The sequence below is a fragment of the Corynebacterium sp. MSK035 genome, from assembly GCF_030232615.1.
GTDB classification, from domain to species: Bacteria; Actinomycetota; Actinomycetes; order Mycobacteriales; family Mycobacteriaceae; genus Corynebacterium; species Corynebacterium jeikeium_D.
The window spans coordinates 205,375-223,122 of the sequence record NZ_JASPJP010000003.1 but is presented as its reverse complement, the minus strand read 5'-3'; the positions used below and the strand labels follow the sequence as shown (position 1 = coordinate 223,122).

General features: G+C 58.6%; 15 protein-coding genes. 3 read left to right on the top strand and 12 right to left on the bottom strand.

Going from position 1 to position 17,748, the window contains the following annotated elements; genetic code table 11:
• Nucleotides 1–314: 314 nt before the first annotated feature.
• Genes QP978_RS03775 through QP978_RS03765 form a run of 3 tightly spaced genes read right to left on the bottom strand, consistent with a single transcriptional unit; the run spans nucleotide 315 to nucleotide 2,109 of the window.
• On the bottom strand, nucleotides 315–1,034 hold the full coding sequence (locus QP978_RS03775; RefSeq protein WP_049190735.1) for a hypothetical protein: 720 nt from the start codon (nucleotides 1,032–1,034) through the stop codon (nucleotides 315–317).
• Entirely contained in the window at nucleotides 1,031–1,750 is a 720-nt protein-coding gene (locus tag QP978_RS03770; RefSeq protein ID WP_048731886.1) for an AAA family ATPase, read from the bottom strand. Before QP978_RS03770 ends, QP978_RS03775 begins: the two co-directional genes overlap by 4 nt.
• Complete coding sequence (locus tag QP978_RS03765; RefSeq protein ID WP_284856853.1) at nucleotides 1,747–2,109, bottom strand: GntR family transcriptional regulator; 363 nt, start codon at nucleotides 2,107–2,109, stop codon at nucleotides 1,747–1,749. The genes QP978_RS03770 and QP978_RS03765 overlap by 4 nt, the downstream gene beginning before the upstream one ends.
• A 134-nt stretch (nucleotides 2,110–2,243) precedes the next feature.
• On the opposite strand from QP978_RS03765, the gene zwf reads away from it, so the two are divergent.
• Genes zwf through pgl form a run of 3 tightly spaced genes read left to right on the top strand, consistent with a single transcriptional unit; the run spans nucleotide 2,244 to nucleotide 5,679 of the window.
• Nucleotides 2,244–3,848, top strand: a complete 1,605-nt coding sequence (gene zwf, locus QP978_RS03760; RefSeq protein ID WP_070547093.1) for a glucose-6-phosphate dehydrogenase — start codon at nucleotides 2,244–2,246, stop codon at nucleotides 3,846–3,848.
• 50 nt (nucleotides 3,849–3,898) lie between these two features.
• Nucleotides 3,899–4,915 (top strand): glucose-6-phosphate dehydrogenase assembly protein OpcA, encoded by a 1,017-nt coding sequence (locus QP978_RS03755; RefSeq protein WP_016422736.1) that lies wholly within the window; start codon nucleotides 3,899–3,901, stop codon nucleotides 4,913–4,915.
• Nucleotides 4,912–5,679, top strand: coding sequence for a 6-phosphogluconolactonase (gene pgl, locus QP978_RS03750; protein WP_284856852.1), 768 nt, complete (start codon nucleotides 4,912–4,914; stop codon nucleotides 5,677–5,679). The genes QP978_RS03755 and pgl overlap by 4 nt, the downstream gene beginning before the upstream one ends.
• A 117-nt stretch (nucleotides 5,680–5,796) precedes the next feature.
• Here pgl and secG read toward each other — a convergent pair whose 3' ends face one another.
• The 9 genes from secG to uvrC all read right to left on the bottom strand — a co-directional run bounded on the left by secG (nucleotide 5,797) and on the right by uvrC (nucleotide 17,746).
• Nucleotides 5,797–6,033 carry a preprotein translocase subunit SecG gene (secG, locus tag QP978_RS03745; protein WP_005510775.1) on the bottom strand — a complete coding sequence of 79 codons (237 nt, stop codon included), beginning with the start codon at nucleotides 6,031–6,033 and terminating at the stop codon, nucleotides 5,797–5,799.
• A 101-nt stretch (nucleotides 6,034–6,134) separates the two neighbouring features.
• Complete coding sequence (gene ppc, locus QP978_RS03740; RefSeq protein WP_284856851.1) at nucleotides 6,135–8,963, bottom strand: phosphoenolpyruvate carboxylase; 2,829 nt, start codon at nucleotides 8,961–8,963, stop codon at nucleotides 6,135–6,137.
• Between the two features lie 202 nt (nucleotides 8,964–9,165).
• On the bottom strand, nucleotides 9,166–9,954 hold the full coding sequence (tpiA, locus tag QP978_RS03735) for a triose-phosphate isomerase (RefSeq protein ID WP_049190741.1): 789 nt from the start codon (nucleotides 9,952–9,954) through the stop codon (nucleotides 9,166–9,168).
• 69 nt (nucleotides 9,955–10,023) lie between these two features.
• Entirely contained in the window at nucleotides 10,024–11,235 is a 1,212-nt protein-coding gene (locus tag QP978_RS03730; RefSeq protein WP_048731880.1) for a phosphoglycerate kinase, read from the bottom strand.
• 110 nt (nucleotides 11,236–11,345) lie between these two features.
• Complete coding sequence (gene gap, locus QP978_RS03725) at nucleotides 11,346–12,350, bottom strand: type I glyceraldehyde-3-phosphate dehydrogenase (protein WP_048731894.1); 1,005 nt, start codon at nucleotides 12,348–12,350, stop codon at nucleotides 11,346–11,348.
• Between the two features lie 183 nt (nucleotides 12,351–12,533).
• On the bottom strand, nucleotides 12,534–13,532 hold the full coding sequence (gene whiA / locus QP978_RS03720; protein ID WP_284856850.1) for a DNA-binding protein WhiA: 999 nt from the start codon (nucleotides 13,530–13,532) through the stop codon (nucleotides 12,534–12,536).
• A 191-nt stretch (nucleotides 13,533–13,723) separates the two neighbouring features.
• Nucleotides 13,724–14,671 (bottom strand): gluconeogenesis factor YvcK family protein, encoded by a 948-nt coding sequence (locus tag QP978_RS03715; protein ID WP_048731879.1) that lies wholly within the window; start codon nucleotides 14,669–14,671, stop codon nucleotides 13,724–13,726.
• A 23-nt stretch (nucleotides 14,672–14,694) separates the two neighbouring features.
• The gene (rapZ, locus tag QP978_RS03710; RefSeq protein ID WP_005510809.1) at nucleotides 14,695–15,585 is read right to left on the bottom strand and encodes an RNase adapter RapZ; all 891 of its coding nucleotides are present in this window, start codon (nucleotides 15,583–15,585) and stop codon (nucleotides 14,695–14,697) included.
• 112 nt (nucleotides 15,586–15,697) lie between these two features.
• Nucleotides 15,698–17,746 carry an excinuclease ABC subunit UvrC gene (gene uvrC, locus QP978_RS03705; RefSeq protein ID WP_016422728.1) on the bottom strand — a complete coding sequence of 683 codons (2,049 nt, stop codon included), beginning with the start codon at nucleotides 17,744–17,746 and terminating at the stop codon, nucleotides 15,698–15,700.
• Between the last annotated feature and the right edge of the window lie 2 nt (nucleotides 17,747–17,748).

Genomic DNA, 17,748 nt, shown 5'->3' with positions numbered 1-17,748 from the left:
AAGGCACCAACTTTACCGATGTCACCGACCAAGAGGTCGCCGAGGCGGAAGCATTGCTGAATAACCGGCCACGGGTAGTGCTCGACGGGTTAACTCCCCGGGAGGTAATCTCTGGTGTTATCCATGATGCAATGACCGCCTGACCCTACCGCCCGAAAAATAGCCTGAAGGTGTCATAAACTTGCACAGTTTCACATCTGCAGCCCGTAACTTTTGGGGTTGTCAGTTTCGGTTCGCCTGTTGTGTTACTTAACCCGCATGTTCAACGTTGGACATGAAAAAGCTCCCCGCGCAGGGGAGCTTTTTTAATGGAGCTAGGACGCGGCGAAGGCGGGGCGCACAGTGGGCAGCGGGCGTTTCTCTTCCTTTAATGCCCAGGCCATCACGAACGCAGAGATTACGGTGATGATTGAGGCAAAGATCGGCACAGCCGGCCAGGGGGCGCCCGGTACGGAGTCGGTCACGTCCAGCAGATAGCTAAAGAGGAAGAGCGTGACCAGGGCCAGGCCAATGGTGATCGATCCTGCACGAGTGCCCTTCGCGCCGGCGACGGTGCCGACTGCGGTGCTCGCCACGGTAGCCATGAGGAAGCTCAAGAAGACGCACAGCGCGGTGAGCAGAACTGTGGTGTAGTTCTGCCCGGAATCCTCAATCATGTACAGCTCCCCGTTAGTGTCCGGAAACAGGGCCGGTCCGGAGGTGACAATGAAGCTATCGAATCCGCGGTAGTAACCGGACTTGTTCTGTTCGATGACCATCGCCGTGACGATGAAGGCGGTAGCCACCAACGATGTGCCCAAGATTGCGATGATTGCGGAGCGTACCCAGCGGGAGGTGCTCACGCCGTAGTCGCGCAGGGTGACCGAACGCCGGGCTGTGATGAGGAAGAGGATGCCCAGCGCGATAATGCCAAGCAAGGTGTTGCCGGTTCCGCTGCCTACGAGCATGCGCCCGAAGGCCGAGTACAGGATGGCCACGGCGGCAACACCGAGGAAGGTTTTCTTGTTGGTCGCGATGAAAGCTCCGGTGCTCATTTCTTGCTCCGTTCGATGTAGGAGGAGGTGCTTGCGAGGTCGATGAGGGCCGCGGGGTCGAGGTAGCTCACCTCAACGCCGAGGGCGCGGGCATGCGCAGCGGCAGACGAACTGAGCTCTGTAGCCAGGATTGCCTCGCAGCGCTCGCCGAGGGTTTTCTTAGCGAGCACTGGGCCGGCCACCTGCGCCACGAGATCCGTAGGGCCGCGCAGCACCGGATGGCTAGCGCGCAGCTTATCGACGTCATAGGGCCCGTACGCATCCTGCTTGTGGATGACAATCAAGGTGTCCACTAGGCCGGCTAGATCCTGGGAGTGCTGCGAGGTGACCACAATGTCGGCCGATTCGGCCGAGTCGATAAGCATGCCGCGCAATGTGGCGCGGTGCTCGACATCGAGGCCGTTGAAGGGCTCGTCGAAAAGCAATGCTTCCTTGCCCGATGCCAGGGTGGCAGCGGCGATGAGCAGCTGGCGCTGGCCCAGGCTGAGCTTTTTGATAGGGGTGTCAGCGGGGAAATCGAGGAGGGACTCCGCGTGGGGCACATCGAGCTGATCCCAGCCGGTGCGCAGGATCTGGAAATATTCGCGCGGGGTGGCACCGAAGACCTGGGTGTCGGGTGCAGCCTTCGCCAGGGCCGCCGTAGGCATCTGCGCGAGGGTACGCAGGTAGTAAGTCTTGCCGGCGCCGTTGGGGCCAATCACGCCGTAGATACTCATTTCTCCTCCTCCAGCATGGCGATGATGTTGTGGAGCGTGAGGCCGAGAATGCCGGCCTCCGCTTTTAATGGCTCGATGTAGGTGCGCTGGAACGCTTCACGACGCTCAGCGCGAATGCGCTCACGGGCATCTGGAGTGACAAACATTCCGAGTCCTCTTTTCTTCTCCACAAGCCCCACCATCGACAGTTCCGTCATGGCCTTGGCGGCCGTGGTTGGGTTGACCTGATAAAACTCCGAGAGCTCCTTGGTTGAAGGGGCACGATCCTCAGCCGAGAGCTCCCCGGACAAAATCATTGATTTCAGATCCTCGGCGATCTGGACGTAGATGGGCCGAGGGTCCGCCTCCTTCGCCTGCATATACACCTCCGTGGTTTATGGGTATACCACCTAGGTCATAAACCTAAGGCAGAAGAAAGGGACCCGTCAAGGCCCCATCGGAGGAATCGGAAACGATTCCACCGGACTTTTCTCGATATGACATTATGTAAACCGTGAGTGATTCTCTGCAACGCAACGATTCGAACTCCCCTACTGCCAGCTCTCCGCACAACGGAGACGACAGCACCAACCACGACGGATACATCAACCCGCTGCGCGACCCGCAGGATAAACGCTTGCCGCGTATTGCGGGTCCGGGCGGCATGGTGATTTTCGGAGTGACGGGCGATCTGGCCCGAAAGAAGCTTCTGCCTGCCATTTACGATCTGGCCAACCGCGGTCTGCTGCCTGCCTCCTTCGCGTTAGTTGGCTACGGTCGTCGCGAATGGTCGAAACAGGACTTTGAGGATTATGTGCGCACCGCAGTGGAACAGGGCGCCCGCACAGACTTCCGTGAGAGTGTCTGGCAGCGCCTGGCTGAGGGCATTCACTTTGTCACCGGTACCTTCACCGATGACGAGGCCTTCGATCGCCTGGCCGCACAACTTGAGGAGCTCGATCGCTCCCGCGGCACCGCTGGCAACTGGGCCTACTACCTGTCCATTCCGCCAGCTAACTTCCCCGATGTCTGTCATCAGCTCGATCGTTCGGGGCTGGCGCAGTCGGGCGAGGATTATTGGCGTCGCGTGATTATTGAGAAGCCATTCGGACACGACCTAGCCTCCGCTCAGGAACTCAACCGGATTGTGAACTCGGTCTTCCCAGAAGACGCTGTGTTCCGCATCGACCACTACCTGGGCAAGGAAACCGTCCAGAACATTCTGGCCATGCGTTTTGCCAACCAGTTGTTCGATCCGATGTGGAATTCTCACTACATTGACCACGTCCAGATCACCATGGCCGAGGACATTGGTTTGGGCGGTCGCGCTGGCTACTACGACGGTATTGGTGCAGCTCGTGACGTGATTCAGAACCACCTACTCCAGCTCCTGGCGCTGGTGGCAATGGAAGAGCCCATCGCCTTTACCCCGGAAGAGCTGCAAGCGGAAAAGATCAAGGTTCTGCGTGCCGTCGAGCCAGTGCGTCCGTTTTCGAAATACACCGCGCGTGGCCAGTACACGGCGGATTGGCAGGGCAGCAACTTCGTGCCGGGGCTGCGCGATGAGGATGGCTTCGACCCCGAATCCACGACCGAGACCTACGCCGCCTGTACGCTGCAGATCAACTCCCGTCGCTGGGCCGGTGTCCCCTTCTACCTGCGCACCGGCAAGCGCCTCGGCCGCCGCGTCACTGAAATTGCGCTGGTCTTTAAGTCCGCACCTCACCTGCCCTTCGCAGAGACAATGACTGCCGCTCTCGGCCAGAACGCAATGGTCATCCGTGTTCAGCCAGACGAGGGCGTGCTCATGCGCTTCGGCTCGAAGGTCCCGGGCTCGGCCATGGAGGTGCGCGATGTCAACATGGACTTCTCCTACTCCGAGGTGTTTACCGAGCAGTCGCCAGAGGCCTACGAGCGCCTGATTCTGGATGCGCTTCTCGACGAGGCCAGCCTCTTCCCCACCAACGAGGAAGTCGAGCTGTCCTGGAAGATTCTTGACCCCATCATCGAGTACTGGGCCAAGCGCGGTCGTCCCGAGGGCTACCCCGCAGGTTCGTGGGGGCCTTCCTCCGCCGACCACATGCTCGAGCGCGACGGTCGCGCTTGGCGACGGCCATAGGTTGCCGACCTCTCAGTTCTTAAGAATTTTCTGACAGAAAGAACACTTTCATGATTGTCAATTTGCCAGACACTGACACCGCGAGCATTGCTCGTCAGTTGGTGCAGCTTCGAGAGCAGGGCGGCATCGTCACCACGGGCCGTGTCCTCACCCTGATTGTTTTGGCCAAAAGCGAAGACGACCTGGAAAACATTATCTCCACGGTCAACTCCGTTTCCCGCGAGCACCCATCCCGTGTGCTGGTATTGGTCTCCGATGATCCACGCCTGGACAATCGCCTCGACGCGGAACTCCGCGTCGGTGGTGATGCCGGTGCCGCTGAGATCGTCGTTATGCACATGTCCGGAGAGATTGGTCAGCACCACAGCTCTGTGGTGACTCCCCTGCTGCTGCCGGATACGCCGGTCGTGGCGTGGTGGCCGTCTGAGGCGCCGCAGGTCCCAGCGGCGACACCAATCGGCCGAATTGCCCAGCGCCGTATCACCGATTCACTCTGTGACCCGAATAGCAACGCTATCTACACGCGCCGTACGGGCTACACGCCCGGCGATTCCGACCTGAGCTGGTCGCGGCTGACGAACTGGCGCGGTGTGTTGGCATCCGCTTTCGACTTGCCGCCGCATTCGCCGGTGACCTCCGTGTCCATCTACGGCCCACAGGACTCGCCATCGGTCGAGGTCGCCGCCGGATGGTTGGCAGATCGCCTGGGGCTGCCGGTCAACCGTTACTCCACCGGTGAGAAGAAGATTCCGGTGGACGAAAAGGGCCGCGCCAAGCCACCGGTGACCTCCGTCGCCTTTGAGCGTGAAAATGGCCAGACTTTGCGCATCGATATTGAAAGCGCCACCACTGCATCGGTCACCAACGGAGAAAAACCCCCGTTCAAGGTCGCAGTATCGCGTCCAACACGCTCCGAATGTTTGGCAGAGGAGCTGCGTCACCTCGACCACGATACTGCCTACGGACGTGCCCTGCGTGGCCTCAGCCAGATTCACACGGTGGGAATGCAACCTCCGACGTCTACAACAACTAGCTTCGCTAACGAACCAGGAGTCTCTGACAAGTGACCACCGATAACGCGTCGAATACCGTCCCTGCCCCTCAGTTCCACCGCGCCGCTGACCAGGCGGGCATCGTCGAGGCTGCACGTCAGCGCTTCATCGATGCGGTTGTCGCCGTCCAACATGGCAACGCCTCTCCGGTCACCGATGACGGTTTCGTACGCGTCGTTCTCACCGGTGGCGGCGCGGGTACCGCTTTGCTCAGTGCGCTTGCCGACGATTCCGGAGACATCGACTGGAACCGAGTCCTGGTGTTCTTCGGAGATGAACGCTTTGTCGCTGCCGACTCGGCAGATCGCAATGCGTTGGCTGCTCGTAAGCGTCTCTTGTCCCCTGTCGGCGTGCCGGAGGAAAACATCTTCGAGTTTGCCGCTGCCGACAGCGGCGTGACCACCACGGAGGCCGCCGAAAGCTACGAAGCTATCGTTCGTCAGAAGGCTCCAAATGGCTTTGACCTTCACCTTCTTGGTATGGGCGGAGAGGGACACATCAACTCGGTTTTCCCACATACCGCAGCGCTGGCTGAGCAGGAACGCTTGGTCGTGGACGTGCATAACTGCCCGAAGCCACCGCCGACCCGCATCACGTTGACGATGCCGGCCATCGCCAGCTCTCAGCGTGTGTGGCTACTTGTAGCGGGCGGCGAAAAGGCTGAGGCAATTGCAGCTATCGCTCAGCAGGACGACCCAGCGCAGTGGCCGGCGGCCGGGGTTCGCGGTGTTCAGGAAACCGTTGTCTTTGTTGACGATGCTGCGGCTGCACAGCTCTAGGCTTCCGCTTCACCGCTAACAGCCCAGAAACAGCAAATTCCCGTCGATAAGCGAAATGCTATCGACGGGAATTTTTATTGCTTAAAGGCCTGCGGTGGGGCGTGCTGCGTGCGGAACCTACCAGCCGAAGGTATTGAACAGCAGCAACAGGACAATGCAGAGCAACCAGATAATCACGGTCACGATAGTGACGCGGTCAAGGTTCTTCTCCACCACAGTCGAACCGGACAGATTCGACTGCATGCCGCCACCAAAGAGGCTGGACAGTCCGCCACCCTTACCCTTGTGGAGCAGGATGAACAGCGTCATCAGGATTGATGTGATGACCAGGACAATCTGAATGGCGAGGTACACGCGCACTTCCTTTTGAAACGTCGCTTCTTTAAGAACTCCAACTATACTAGCGCAATTGCTCCGCTGGCTAGGTATCCCTAGCCGTATCCCTAGACGAATTCCTAGCCGGAGTTGCGCAGTGCAGTTGCCAGACCATTCATGGTCAGCTGAATGCCCCGACGCACCTTGTCGCGGTTATCGCCAGCACGGTAGCGACGCAGCATCTCCAGCTGGATGATGTTCAGCGGCATGAGGTATGGGAAGCGCATGTCCACCGAGCGCCTGAGCAGCGGATTGTCTTCAAGCAGGTCCTTGTACCCGGTTACCTTCAGGAACATATTCAGCGTCAGGTCGAACTCAGCCTTGATGATGCTGTAGATGCGCTCACCGTCGGCCTTATTTTCGCACAGGCTAGCGTAGGCGCGCGCCAGGTTCAGGTCAGCCTTGGACATCACCTGCGCCATGTTCGACAGCACCGAGTTGAAGAACGGCCAGTCCTCGTTGAGCTGACGGAGTTCGGCTAGGCGGGAACCGTCTTCGTCCTCGCCGATCCACTCCTGCAGTGCAGAGCCGACACCAAACCAGCCCGGCACCATAGAACGCTGCTGCGACCAGGACAGTACCCACGGAATTGCGCGCAGGTCAGAAATGGTCTGGGTCTGCTTGCGTGAGGTCGGACGCGAACCGATGTTCAGGCTGCCGATCTCATCGACCGGGGTCGACGACGTGAAGAAGTCAATAAAGCCCGGGTCCTCGTGCATGAGCTTCGAGTAGGCCTCGCGAGACAGGTCGGAAATCTCCGACATAATCTCGTGGGCGCGAGCCGGGTTCTTCAGATCATCGACGTCGAGCAGAGTCGACTCAATCGTTGCCGAAACCAGCGCGGCGAGGTTCCTGCGTGCCGCTGCAGGGTGACCGTACTTGGCAGAGATAATCTCGCCCTGCTCGGTGATACGCACCGACCCCTGGACTGCGCCGGAAGGCTGCGCCAGGATTGCCTCGTAGGACGGACCGCCACCACGGCCGACAGTACCTCCGCGGCCGTGGAAGAGACGCAGGCGAATGTCGTTGTCCTTCGCGGCTGCCACGATTGCGACCTCCGCGTCGTAAAGCGCCCAGTTTGCAGCGAAGTACCCGCCATCCTTGTTGGAGTCAGAGTAGCCAAGCATGACTTCCTGCAGATCTCCGCGTGCGGACACGTATGCGCGGTAGACCGGAATGTCCCACGCAGCACGCAGCACGTCGGCACCAGCCTGCAGGTCTTCGATGGTTTCGAACAGCGGAATGACGTCAACAGAACCGGTCGGCTGGGAGCCATTCGGGCGAATCAGACCGACTTCCTTGAGCAGAATCATCGGCTCCAGCAGGTCGGAGACCGATGTACACATCGAAATGATGCAGTGCGGTACCGCGTCGTGACCGTACTTGCGCACCGCACGAGATGCCGCACGCATAATGCCTAGCTCGCGAGCCGTAGCTTCGGAAAGATCTGCGGAAGTCGAAACCAGCGGACGGGAGGACTGCAGTTCCTTGGTCAGCAGTTCGACCTTGTCGGCTTCCTTCAATCCCGCGTAGTTGCCCACCACACCGGCAGCGGAGAACAGCTCGGTGAGGATTTCCTCATGAGAGTCCGAATTCTGGCGGATATCAATCGAGTACAGGTGGAAACCAAATACTTCGACTGAATCAATCAGATCGCGCAGGCGGTGATCGGCGATGAGGTCATCGTGGCTGGACCGCAGTGAGTCGTCGATAATCGAGAGCTCTTCAAGTAGCTCCTCGGCGCTGTCATACGGAGTGAATTCCGACCAGTCGCCCTCGATGATGGACTCGTCGAAGAAGTTCACCGCTGTTGCCGCCACGCGGCCGCGGATACCGTGAACCGCACGACGGTACGGCTCATCTTCGCGGTTTGGTACGTCATTGTGGCCGCGCCTGGCCAAGCCGACCAAATCTACGGTGACCTTGGTCAGGCGGTCGCTGAGACTGAGCTCGCGCTCCAGCAGGTGCAACTGCGAGAAGTAGTGACGCAGGATCGTACCCGCTGCCCTATCGGAGGCGTAGCGCAGCGTCTCCTCCGTCACGTATGGGTTGCCGTCGTGGTCACCGCCGATCCACGAACCCATGCGAATGGTTGGATTAGCCGGCAGCTTGTCGCCGCCGAGCTGACGCAAGTGCTTGACGACGTCTCGGTTAATCTGTGGCACAGCTTCCAGCAGAGAAAGCTGGTAGTAGCGAAGACCAACCTCGACCTCGTCGCGAATATCCGGGCGATTCATGCGAATCAGAGCCGTTTGCCACAGCGTAAGGATACGGCGACGGATATCGGCATCAATCTCAGCAAGTCGGTCCGCGGTACGTGCATTCAACGGGGCTGCCTGGATCTCGTGGCGGCGACGCATTGCGGCCGTGATGTGCTTCTGCACATCGAACACTGTGCGACGACGAGTTTCCGTTGGGTGTGCGGTCAGAACCGGGACGACCTCAATGTGGTCCATCATGTCCGCAATCGCGCCGCCGGAAACCTTGGCGTCGCGAAGCTTCTGCCATGTTGCCTCCAGCGTGGAGTCCTGCGGTGGATCGCCAGCATCGAGAGATGCCTCGATGCCCAGCTCCTCGTGCAAATCCTCAGCGAGGTTGGCCAAAAGTGCGAAGTGCGTGAAAGCACGGATGACAGGGCTTGCCTCGGCTGGGTCAATATCGCGGAAGAGGCCGGTGAGCTTCTCGATGTCGCCATCGCCACGATGGAGTTCGAAGGCTGCACGGCGAGCATTTTCGACCAGGTTAAAGACCTCGTCACCCTCTTGCTCGCGGATTACCTGCCCAAGAATTCGACCCAGGTGGCGAATATCCTCCCAGAGCAAGTCCTGCTGCTTCGCGGTAGCGGTCGATGAGGATTGCTCATTGCTTGCAGTGTGTCGGTCAGTGTCACCATGTACTTGTTCGTTCATTGAGCACGTCCTTTGAAAATTGCCGGGCATTCCAAGTGGAAAGCCTCGGGAAATGTATCGCGCTAAAACATTGCCAGTCGGTGTGCCTGGATTGAGTCCGCCTAAAGGCAATAACCCCGAATCGGTTTTATGAGAATCAATAAAACCAATCCGGGGTCGCGCATGGCGCCTATCTTATCAGTTGTTCTGAATTTATATGCACTTAGGCGTTCTGAGCGGCATCTGCAGCAAGTGCGCAGAGCTTCGCGAATGCTTCACCGTCGAGCGAAGCGCCACCGACGAGGCCGCCGTCGACGTCGGGCTTGCCGACGATCTCAGCGACGTTCTCGGCCTTGACGGAACCACCGTAGAGGATGCGCATCTCCTTTGCGATGTTCTCGTCCGCAATTTCTGCGACGGTCTCGCGGATAGCTGCACAGACTTCCTGCGCGTCTGCAGCCGATGCGACCTTACCGGTGCCGATAGCCCAGACAGGCTCGTAAGCGATGACGGTCTTGGCCAGCTCAGCGTTGGTCAGGTTAGCCAGGGAGCCCTTGACCTGAGAGACAACGTACTCGACGTGCTCTTCGGCCTCTCGGACCTCCAGCGGCTCGCCGACACAGACGATTGGGTTCATGCCCTCGCGCAGTGCTGCCTTGGCCTTCTTTGCGACCAGCTCATCGTCCTCTGCGTGCATATCGCGACGCTCGGAGTGACCGACGACGACCCAGGTGCAGCCGAGCTTTGCCAGCATCGATGCGGAAATCTCGCCGGTGTAAGCGCCGGACTCGTGGACTGAGACATCCTGCGCGCCGTAAGTGACGCCGAGCTTATCGCCCTCAACCAGAGTCTGGACCGAACGCAGGTCGGTAAACGGCGGGATGACAGCGACGTCAACCTTGTCGTAGTACTCCTTTGGCAGAGCGAACGCGAGTTTCTGCACCACACCGATAGCTTCGAGATGGTTCAGGTTCATCTTCCAGTTACCAGCAATAAATGGTGTACGTGCCATAGTGGTGGAATTCACTTCCCTATCAATTAGCGGATTTTTAAGCGATGAAAATCCGGTGGTGGAAAAATCTTAGTCTTCCAGGACGGAGACGCCCGGCAGAGTCTTACCCTCGAGGAACTCCAGCGAAGCGCCACCACCAGTGGAGATGTGGCTGAAGCCGTCCTCGTTCAACCCCAGAGTACGTACTGCTGCTGCGGAGTCGCCGCCACCGACGACGGAGAAGCAACCGTTGTTAGTGGTGGCATCGATGATGGCCTGTGCAACCTCGCGGGTACCAGCTGCGAAAGCCTCCATCTCGAACACGCCCATCGGACCGTTCCAGAACACAGTCTTGGACTCAGCCAGCACCTTGCCGAATGCCTCAGCGGAAGCCGATCCGATGTCCAGGCCCATCCAGCCTTCCGGAATCTCGGTGGCATCGACGACCTTGTTTTCAGCGTCAGCAGCGAACTTGTCGGCCACGACTACGTCGGTTGGCAGAACAATCTTTTCGCCGTAGCGGTCCAGCAGATCCTTACAGGTGTCAATCATCTCTTCCTGCAGCAGGGACGCACCAACGTCGTAGCCCTTGGCAGCCAGGAAGGTGAAGCACATGCCGCCGCCGATGACCAGGGAGTCAACCTTCGGCGCGAGAGCCTCAATAACGCCCAGCTTGTCGGAAACCTTGGAACCGCCGAGCACGACGGTGTACGGCTTCTCCGGGGTCTCTGCGACCTTGCGCAGAACTTCAAGCTCTGCCTGAACCAGGTTGCCGGCGTAGTGCGGCAGCTTCTTAGCGACGTCGAAGACGGAAGCCTGGGCGCGGTGAACAACACCGAAACCGTCGGAAACAAATGCTCCGTCCGGAACAAGTGCGGCCAGCTCGGCTGCGAATTCGGCGCGTTCTGCCTCGTCCTTGGAGGTCTCGCGCGGATCGAAGCGGACGTTCTCCAACAGGAGTACATCGCCCTCGGTCAGACCATTTGCGCGCTCGTGCGCGTCCTCACCGGAGACATCACCGGCGAGCGCGACGTACTGCTCCAGGCGCTCAGATAGCGCCTCAGCGACCGGGGCCAGGGAGAACTCGGACTTAACCTCGCCCTTCGGGCGACCCAGGTGAGCCATAACAACGACCTTGGCGCCGGCCTCGACAAGCGCGGACAGGGTGGGCAGCGAAGCATCGATTCGACCCGGATCGGTGATAACGCCGTCCTTCAACGGAACGTTAAAGTCGGAGCGGACGAGGACGTAACGGCCTTCAATACCTTCGTTGATCAGGTCTTTGACAGTCTTAACAGTCATCTCAATGAAATCCTTGTGAAAGTGTGTAAAAAACGGGCCGTGGGTGGCGTGCCCTACTCAGGCGCAACCACCCCGGCCCGTTCGGGGTCTGGGATTAACCAGGTGAGTTATTAGAGGCGCTCACCGACGTAGACAGCCAGGTCGACGAGGCGGTTGGAGTAGCCCCACTCGTTGTCGTACCAGGAGACAACCTTGACCTGATCGCCGATGACCTTGGTCAGCGGTGCGTCGAAGATCGAGGAACGCGGGTCGCCCTCGATGTCCTTGGAAACGATTGGGTCCTCGTTGTAGCCCAGAACACCCTTGAGCTCGCCCTCAGCAGCTTCCTTGATGGCAGCATTGACGGACTCGACGGTGACCTCGCTCTTCGCAGTGAAGGTCAGGTCGGTGACAGAGCCGGTCGGGGTCGGAACACGCAGTGCGTAGCCGTCCAGCAGACCCTTGAGCTGCGGCAGAACCAGAGCGACTGCCTTTGCAGCACCGGTGGAGGTCGGAACAATGTTCAGTGCAGCAGCGCGGGCGCGACGCAGGTCCTTGTGCGGAGCGTCGTGCAGACGCTGGTCACCGGTGTATGCGTGGATGGTGGTCATGAGACCGCGCTCGATGCCGAACTTGTCGTCCAGGACCTTAGCCATCGGAGCCAGGCAGTTGGTGGTGCAAGAAGCGTTCGAAATGATGTTGTGCTTCTCCGGGTCGTAGTCAGTGTGGTTAACACCGACAACGAAGGTTGCGTCTTCGTTCTTAGCCGGAGCGGAGATGATGACCTTCTTGGCGCCAGCCTCGATGTGAGCCTTGGCAGCGTTGGCATCGGTGAAGAAACCGGTGGACTCAATGACGATGTCGACCTCGTGCTTGCCCCACGGCAGGTCCTTCGGGTCGCGCTCAGCGTATGCCGCGATGCGCTTGCCGTTGACGGTGAGGGACTCATCGTCGTAGGTGACCTCTGCGTCAAGCTTGCCCATGATGGAGTCGTACTTGAGCAGGTGAGCCAGGGTCTTGTTATCAGTGAGGTCGTTTACAGCAACGACTTCCAGGTCAGCGCCCGCAGCGAGCAGGGAGCGGAAGAAGTTGCGGCCAATGCGACCAAAACCGTTAATACCTACACGAACCGTCACAATAATCTCCTTAATGGATTGGCGAATCGATGCCACTTGTCAGGGCGCTGATTGCGCTCCAACAGGTTCACTACAGAAGTGTACGTTGGGTTTTTCATTCGCGCAGCGGTGGTTTGGTGCGAAAATCCCAAATAAACGGAGATTTATCAAAAATTACGCACCTGACTAGGCATAACAGGTGCTTTACTCGTCAACTTCTTTGTCAAAAAGTTCGTCTGTAACGACTGCAGTTGTGGGGGGAATTCCGAGTTCGTTTGCTCTTTTGTCCGCCATGGAGAGCAAACGGCGGATACGTCCTGCGACGGCGTCCTTGGTCATTGGCGGATTTGCCAGCTGCCCAAGTTCTTCCAGTGAAGCCTGCTTGTGCTCGATGCGCAGCTGTCCTGCAGACACCAAATGGTCTGGTACATCGTCACCGAGAATCTCTAAAGCACGCTCTACTCGCGCTGCTGCAATAACGGCCGCACGAGCCGAGCGCCGCAGGTTGGCATCGTCGAAGTTTGCCAAACGAGTGGCCGTCGCTCGCACTTCACGACGCATTCGCTGTTCTTCCCACTGCAGGCGAGTAGTCTGGGCTCCCATTCGCGTCAGCAGCGCACCGATTGCATCGCCCTCCCGGATGATTACACGATCGCCACCGCGGGTTTTATTCTCCTTGCTCTTAGCCGTAATTCCGAGCCTACGAGCACATCCCACCAATGCAAGTGCCGCTTCAGCAGAGGGAGCAGTGACCTCCAAAGCTGAGGAACGGCCCGGCTCAGTCAGCGAACCATGTGCCAAAAAAGCACCCCGCCATGCAGCTTCTTGATCAATCTTCTGCCCCATAATCAGCTTGCGTGGTAGCCCACGTACGGGACGTCCCGCAGAGTCAATCAGGCCAGTTTGCCTAACGACGAGTTCCGCGCCATCAGTTACCCGCACGATGTACTTCGAGGTCTTTCGCAAGCCACCGGGAGACAAGACATTGAGGCTGGCTTTGACATCGTAGAGTTCGGCCAGCATGGAGCGTAGGCGGCGTGCGACAGCGCCGGAATCCAACTCAGCCTCCAGCACAATCGAACCTGCCACCAGGTGGAGTCCTCCTGCGAAGCGGAACAGGGTCGAAATCTCCGCTGCCTGAGCGCTTTCCTGCGAAACTGACACGCGGGCTAGTTCGTCTTTGACCTTCGCCGTCAATGCCACGATGCTGTCCATCCTCATTTCATGTGTACGAGCTGGGTTTGGGCCTGGTTAATTTAGGTGAAATTAACCCCATTTGAGCTTTAGCAATAAACCTCAAGGATAGTATCCGGAACCAATCGAGTGGCAATTAGTTGATTGCCTGCTGCATCCCCGCAGGAGAATGCATAAAAACCCTCGATTGACAGGACGCTTTAGAGGAACTGACGAAGTGCGACAGCTAGCTTCTCCGGCGAATGTCGACCTGTCAAAGCTCCGTGGTCATCAACTTCTTGCACATCGGCGAAGACAACCTGCGCGTCTAGGCTATCCGCCGCTCGCTGCAGGTATTCTCGTTCGGTATCCGCGAGCGGCGTGTTGTCGTCGACAAGCACGTAATTGAGCTTCAAGTTAGGTGCATGCTGCGTGAGCATATGGATGTGCCGTTCGGAAGAAAAACCGGCGGTCTCCCCCGGCTCGGCGACAAGATTCAGCACCACGACGGTTGTGGCATTGGTTTCTTGCAGAGCATCCCGCAGCCCGGGCACCTGAAGATGTGGCAGAACCGAAGTAAACCACGAACCCGGACCCAGCGTCACCAAATCGGCATTGAGGATAGCTTCAATGGCCTCCTCGGATGCCGGCGGAGTCTCAGGAATCAGCCGGATTCGGCGCACCTGGCCAGGTGTCGTGGCCACTGCGACCTGGCCACGGACCTGACGCACAACGCGAGCATCCTGCTCCAAGCCAACGACTTCGGCCTCAATCTCTAGCGGGATCGGCGACATGGGCACGACGCGACCCCGGATTTGCAGCAACCGGCCAATTTCGTCAAGCGCGTCGACTTCATTTCCCATCACACTGGTGAGGCCAGCGATAATCAGATTGCCAATCGCATGCCCTGCCAGTGCGCCAGTTCCGCCAAAGCGGTGCTGCAGTGTCTTTTCCCACAGATCGCCTTTTTCCGTATCTGCGGAAAGCGCGGCGAGTGCCATGCGAAGGTCTCCAGGGGGAATCTGCCCCAGCTCACGACGAAGGCGACCCGAAGATCCGCCGTCGTCGGCAACTGTGACCACCGCTGTGACATGGTCCGCAACCTGACGGTCAGCTCTCAGCGTGGCAAATAGACCATGACCGCCACCCAGACTGGTAATTGATGTCAATTTCTACACCTCCACGAAAACCGCTAGTTGCGGTCAATATCGCGGTGGACGACGTTGACGTTGATCCCGGAAACTCCCTCGAGCTTCTTAGCCAGCGCCTCCGACATGGCCACACTTCGGTGATGGCCTCCGGTGCATCCCACAGCGATAGTCATAAAACCCTTGCCCTCACGGCGGTACCCGGGCAAAACCAATTCAATCAAGTTTGTGACGTTGTCCAAAAACCCCTGAGACTCAGGTTGGGACAGCACGTAGTCGGCCACGGCTTTGTTGGTACCGCGGCCCGCACGCAGCTCAGGTACCCAATAGGGATTGGGGAGAAAACGGACGTCGAAAAGCATGTCGGCATCGCGCGGCGCACCGTGCTTAAACCCAAAAGATTCGATGGTGATCTGCTGAATCTTACTAGCGGTATCCGACAACTGATGCTCTAACTCACGGCGCAAATCGTGCACGCTCATGTCAGAAGTATCCACTACTAAATCCGACATGCCCTTTATTGGCAGCAACATCTGACGTTCAGCGGCAATACCCTGTGAAAGCGTGCCATTTTCCTGCAGCGGATGGGTGCGGCGGACAGAGTCGTAGCGGGCGATGAGGGTGTCGTCGTTGGCATCAAAGAAGATGACATAGGGCTGGCGCCCCTCATTGCGGAGTCCGTCGAGCACCTCCCCCAAACTGCCGGCGAACGCGCGCGAGCGCACGTCGGTGACGATAGCGAGGCGCTCTACTGGAGAGTCCGCCTCAAACGACAACTCGACCATGCGCATAATTAACTCCGGTGGCAGGTTGTCTGCGACATACCAGCCCATCTCCTCCAAGACGCTGGCGGCCGTATTGCGTCCGGAACCGGACATGCCGGTAATCAACACAAGTGACTTTTCAGCCTGAGGGGAATAACCCGAAGTAATCATGCCATCACTCTAATACAATTCCGCCCAACCGCTCTCGGTTTTACTAGCGGAAGTAAACCCCCTAGCACTGTTTCAAGTGCGGTTTTAGCCACTTGTTTACCTACTTCTACGCCTACTCTCCCGGACCGACATCCGAGTTTGGATCTGACGGCTTCTCGTCTGGATGGAGGTAATCGTAAACAGTTTTCGCGAGCATCGGCCCGAAACCAGCCACTTCTTCGATCTGCTCGACGCTGGCCTTCTTCAGCGCCGCAACGGAACCAAAGTGCTTGACCAACTCACTGCGGCGTGCTGGCCCCAGCCCCTTAATGCCATCAAGCACCGAAGAACGCATGCGTTTAGAGCGCTGCTGGCGGTGATAATTAATGGCAAAGCGGTGCGCCTCATCACGAATTCGCTGAATAAGGTACATCGCCTCCGAATTGCGCGGCAGAATGAGTGGCTCATCATCGTCGGGAATCCACAGCTCTTCTAAGCGCTTGGCAATCCCCACCAACGTCACATCGGTGACCTCGAGTTCATCGAGGACCGCCTGTGCGGCTGCGACCTGCGGTGCACCACCGTCGACGATGAACAACTGTGGCGGGTAGGCAAACTTGCGGTTACTCCGCGACTGCTCATCGACGGCATCAGTCGTCTCTTCGACGAACATCTCGCTTGCATCATCGGGCATGGCGAGCTTGTCCTCGTTATGGCGCAGAAAACGACGGCGCACCACCTCAGCGATAGAACCGACGTCGTCCGAGCGACCGTCACCCGCTGCATCTTTGATTCGGTAGCGGCGGTAGTCGGACTTCTTGGGCAATCCATCCTCGAAGACCACCAACGAGGCCACCACATCGGTGCCCTGAATATGCGAGATGTCAGTGCACTCGATGCGCAGCGGCGCTTCATCCATAAATAGCGCGTCCTGGAGTTCGGAGAGAGCCTGCGATCGAGTAGTTAGATCTCCACTTCGCTTTAGCTTGTGCTGGCGTAGCGCTTCAGCTGCATTTTTCTGCACGGTCTCCATGAGCGTCCGCTTGTCACCGCGTTGTGGGACGCGAATATCTACATTGGTGCCACGAATATCGGTCAAAAATGCAGTAACCTCGTCAAGATCGTCGGGCGTGGCCTGAACGAGAATTTCGCGTGGCACAACCTGGGCGGCAGTGGTTGATTCATCGCCGTCGACATCCGCGTGCTTGGCGGCGTCGCCATAGAACTGTGTCAGGAACTGCGTTAGCAGCCCACCCAAGCTGGGGTCAGTTTCTCCCTCTCGAAACTCCGTAGTCGCGTACTCGCCGGACTTCTCCACTACCCAGCCGCGCTGACCGTAAATACGTCCCGCCCGAACATGGAAAATCTGCACGGCCGCTTCCAGTTCGTCGGTTGCCAGCGCAATAAAGTCGGCATCGGCGGCGTCGGAAAGCACGACTGACTGCCGCTCCATGACCTTGTCGATGGCAGCGAGGTTGTCGCGCAGACTAGCGGCGCGCTCGAAGTCTAACTCGCCGGCAGCTTCCTCCATTTCCTTCTTTAAGCGCCTCGTGACCGGGCCCGTATTTCCCGACATGAAGCTGGTAAAACCACGGACAATTTCGCGGTGTTCCTCGGCACTGACACGGCCGACACAAGGCGCCGAGCATTTGTCGATATAGCCGAGCAAACAGGGCCGCCCCAGGGCTTGCTGCCGGTTGAAGACTCCCTTTGAACAGGTGCGGGCTGGGAAAACTCGTGTAAGCAAGTCGAGCGTTTCTCGGATAGCCCACGCGTGTGAATAAGGCCCGAAATAACGCACGCCCTTCCGGCGCGGTCCTCGGTAGAGAAAGAGCCGCGGGTACAGCTCTCCAACGCTGACGGCCAACATCGGATACGACTTGTCGTCGCGGTACATCACGTTGAACCGCGGATTAAAGCGCTTGATCCAGGTGTACTCCAACTGCAGCGCTTCGACTTCATTGTGGACGACAGTCCACGTCACCTTCGAAGCGGACTGCACCATCTGGCGGGTGCGGGGATGAAGCCGAGTTAAGTCCTGGAAATAGTTAGACAAACGCGCACGGAGATTCTTCGCCTTGCCGACGTAGAGAACGCGCCCGGTTGAATCGAGAAAACGGTACACCCCCGGCTCCGTGGGAATGGTGCCGGGGGCGGGACGGTACTGAGAAGGGTCAGTCACTT

Coding starts and splice junctions, on each gene's coding strand:
- QP978_RS03775 (WP_049190735.1), bottom strand. CDS start 1,034: ATGAGCACCGGAGCTTTCATCGCGACCAACAAGAAAACCTTCCTCGGT.
- QP978_RS03770 (WP_048731886.1), bottom strand. CDS start 1,750: ATGAGTATCTACGGCGTGATTGGCCCCAACGGCGCCGGCAAGACTTAC.
- QP978_RS03765 (WP_284856853.1), bottom strand. CDS start 2,109: ATGCAGGCGAAGGAGGCGGACCCTCGGCCCATCTACGTCCAGATCGCC.
- QP978_RS03755 (WP_016422736.1), top strand. CDS start 3,899: ATGATTGTCAATTTGCCAGACACTGACACCGCGAGCATTGCTCGTCAG.
- ppc (WP_284856851.1), bottom strand. CDS start 8,963: ATGAACGAACAAGTACATGGTGACACTGACCGACACACTGCAAGCAAT.
- tpiA (WP_049190741.1), bottom strand. CDS start 9,954: ATGGCACGTACACCATTTATTGCTGGTAACTGGAAGATGAACCTGAAC.
- QP978_RS03730 (WP_048731880.1), bottom strand. CDS start 11,235: ATGACTGTTAAGACTGTCAAAGACCTGATCAACGAAGGTATTGAAGGC.
- rapZ (WP_005510809.1), bottom strand. CDS start 15,585: ATGATTACTTCGGGTTATTCCCCTCAGGCTGAAAAGTCACTTGTGTTG.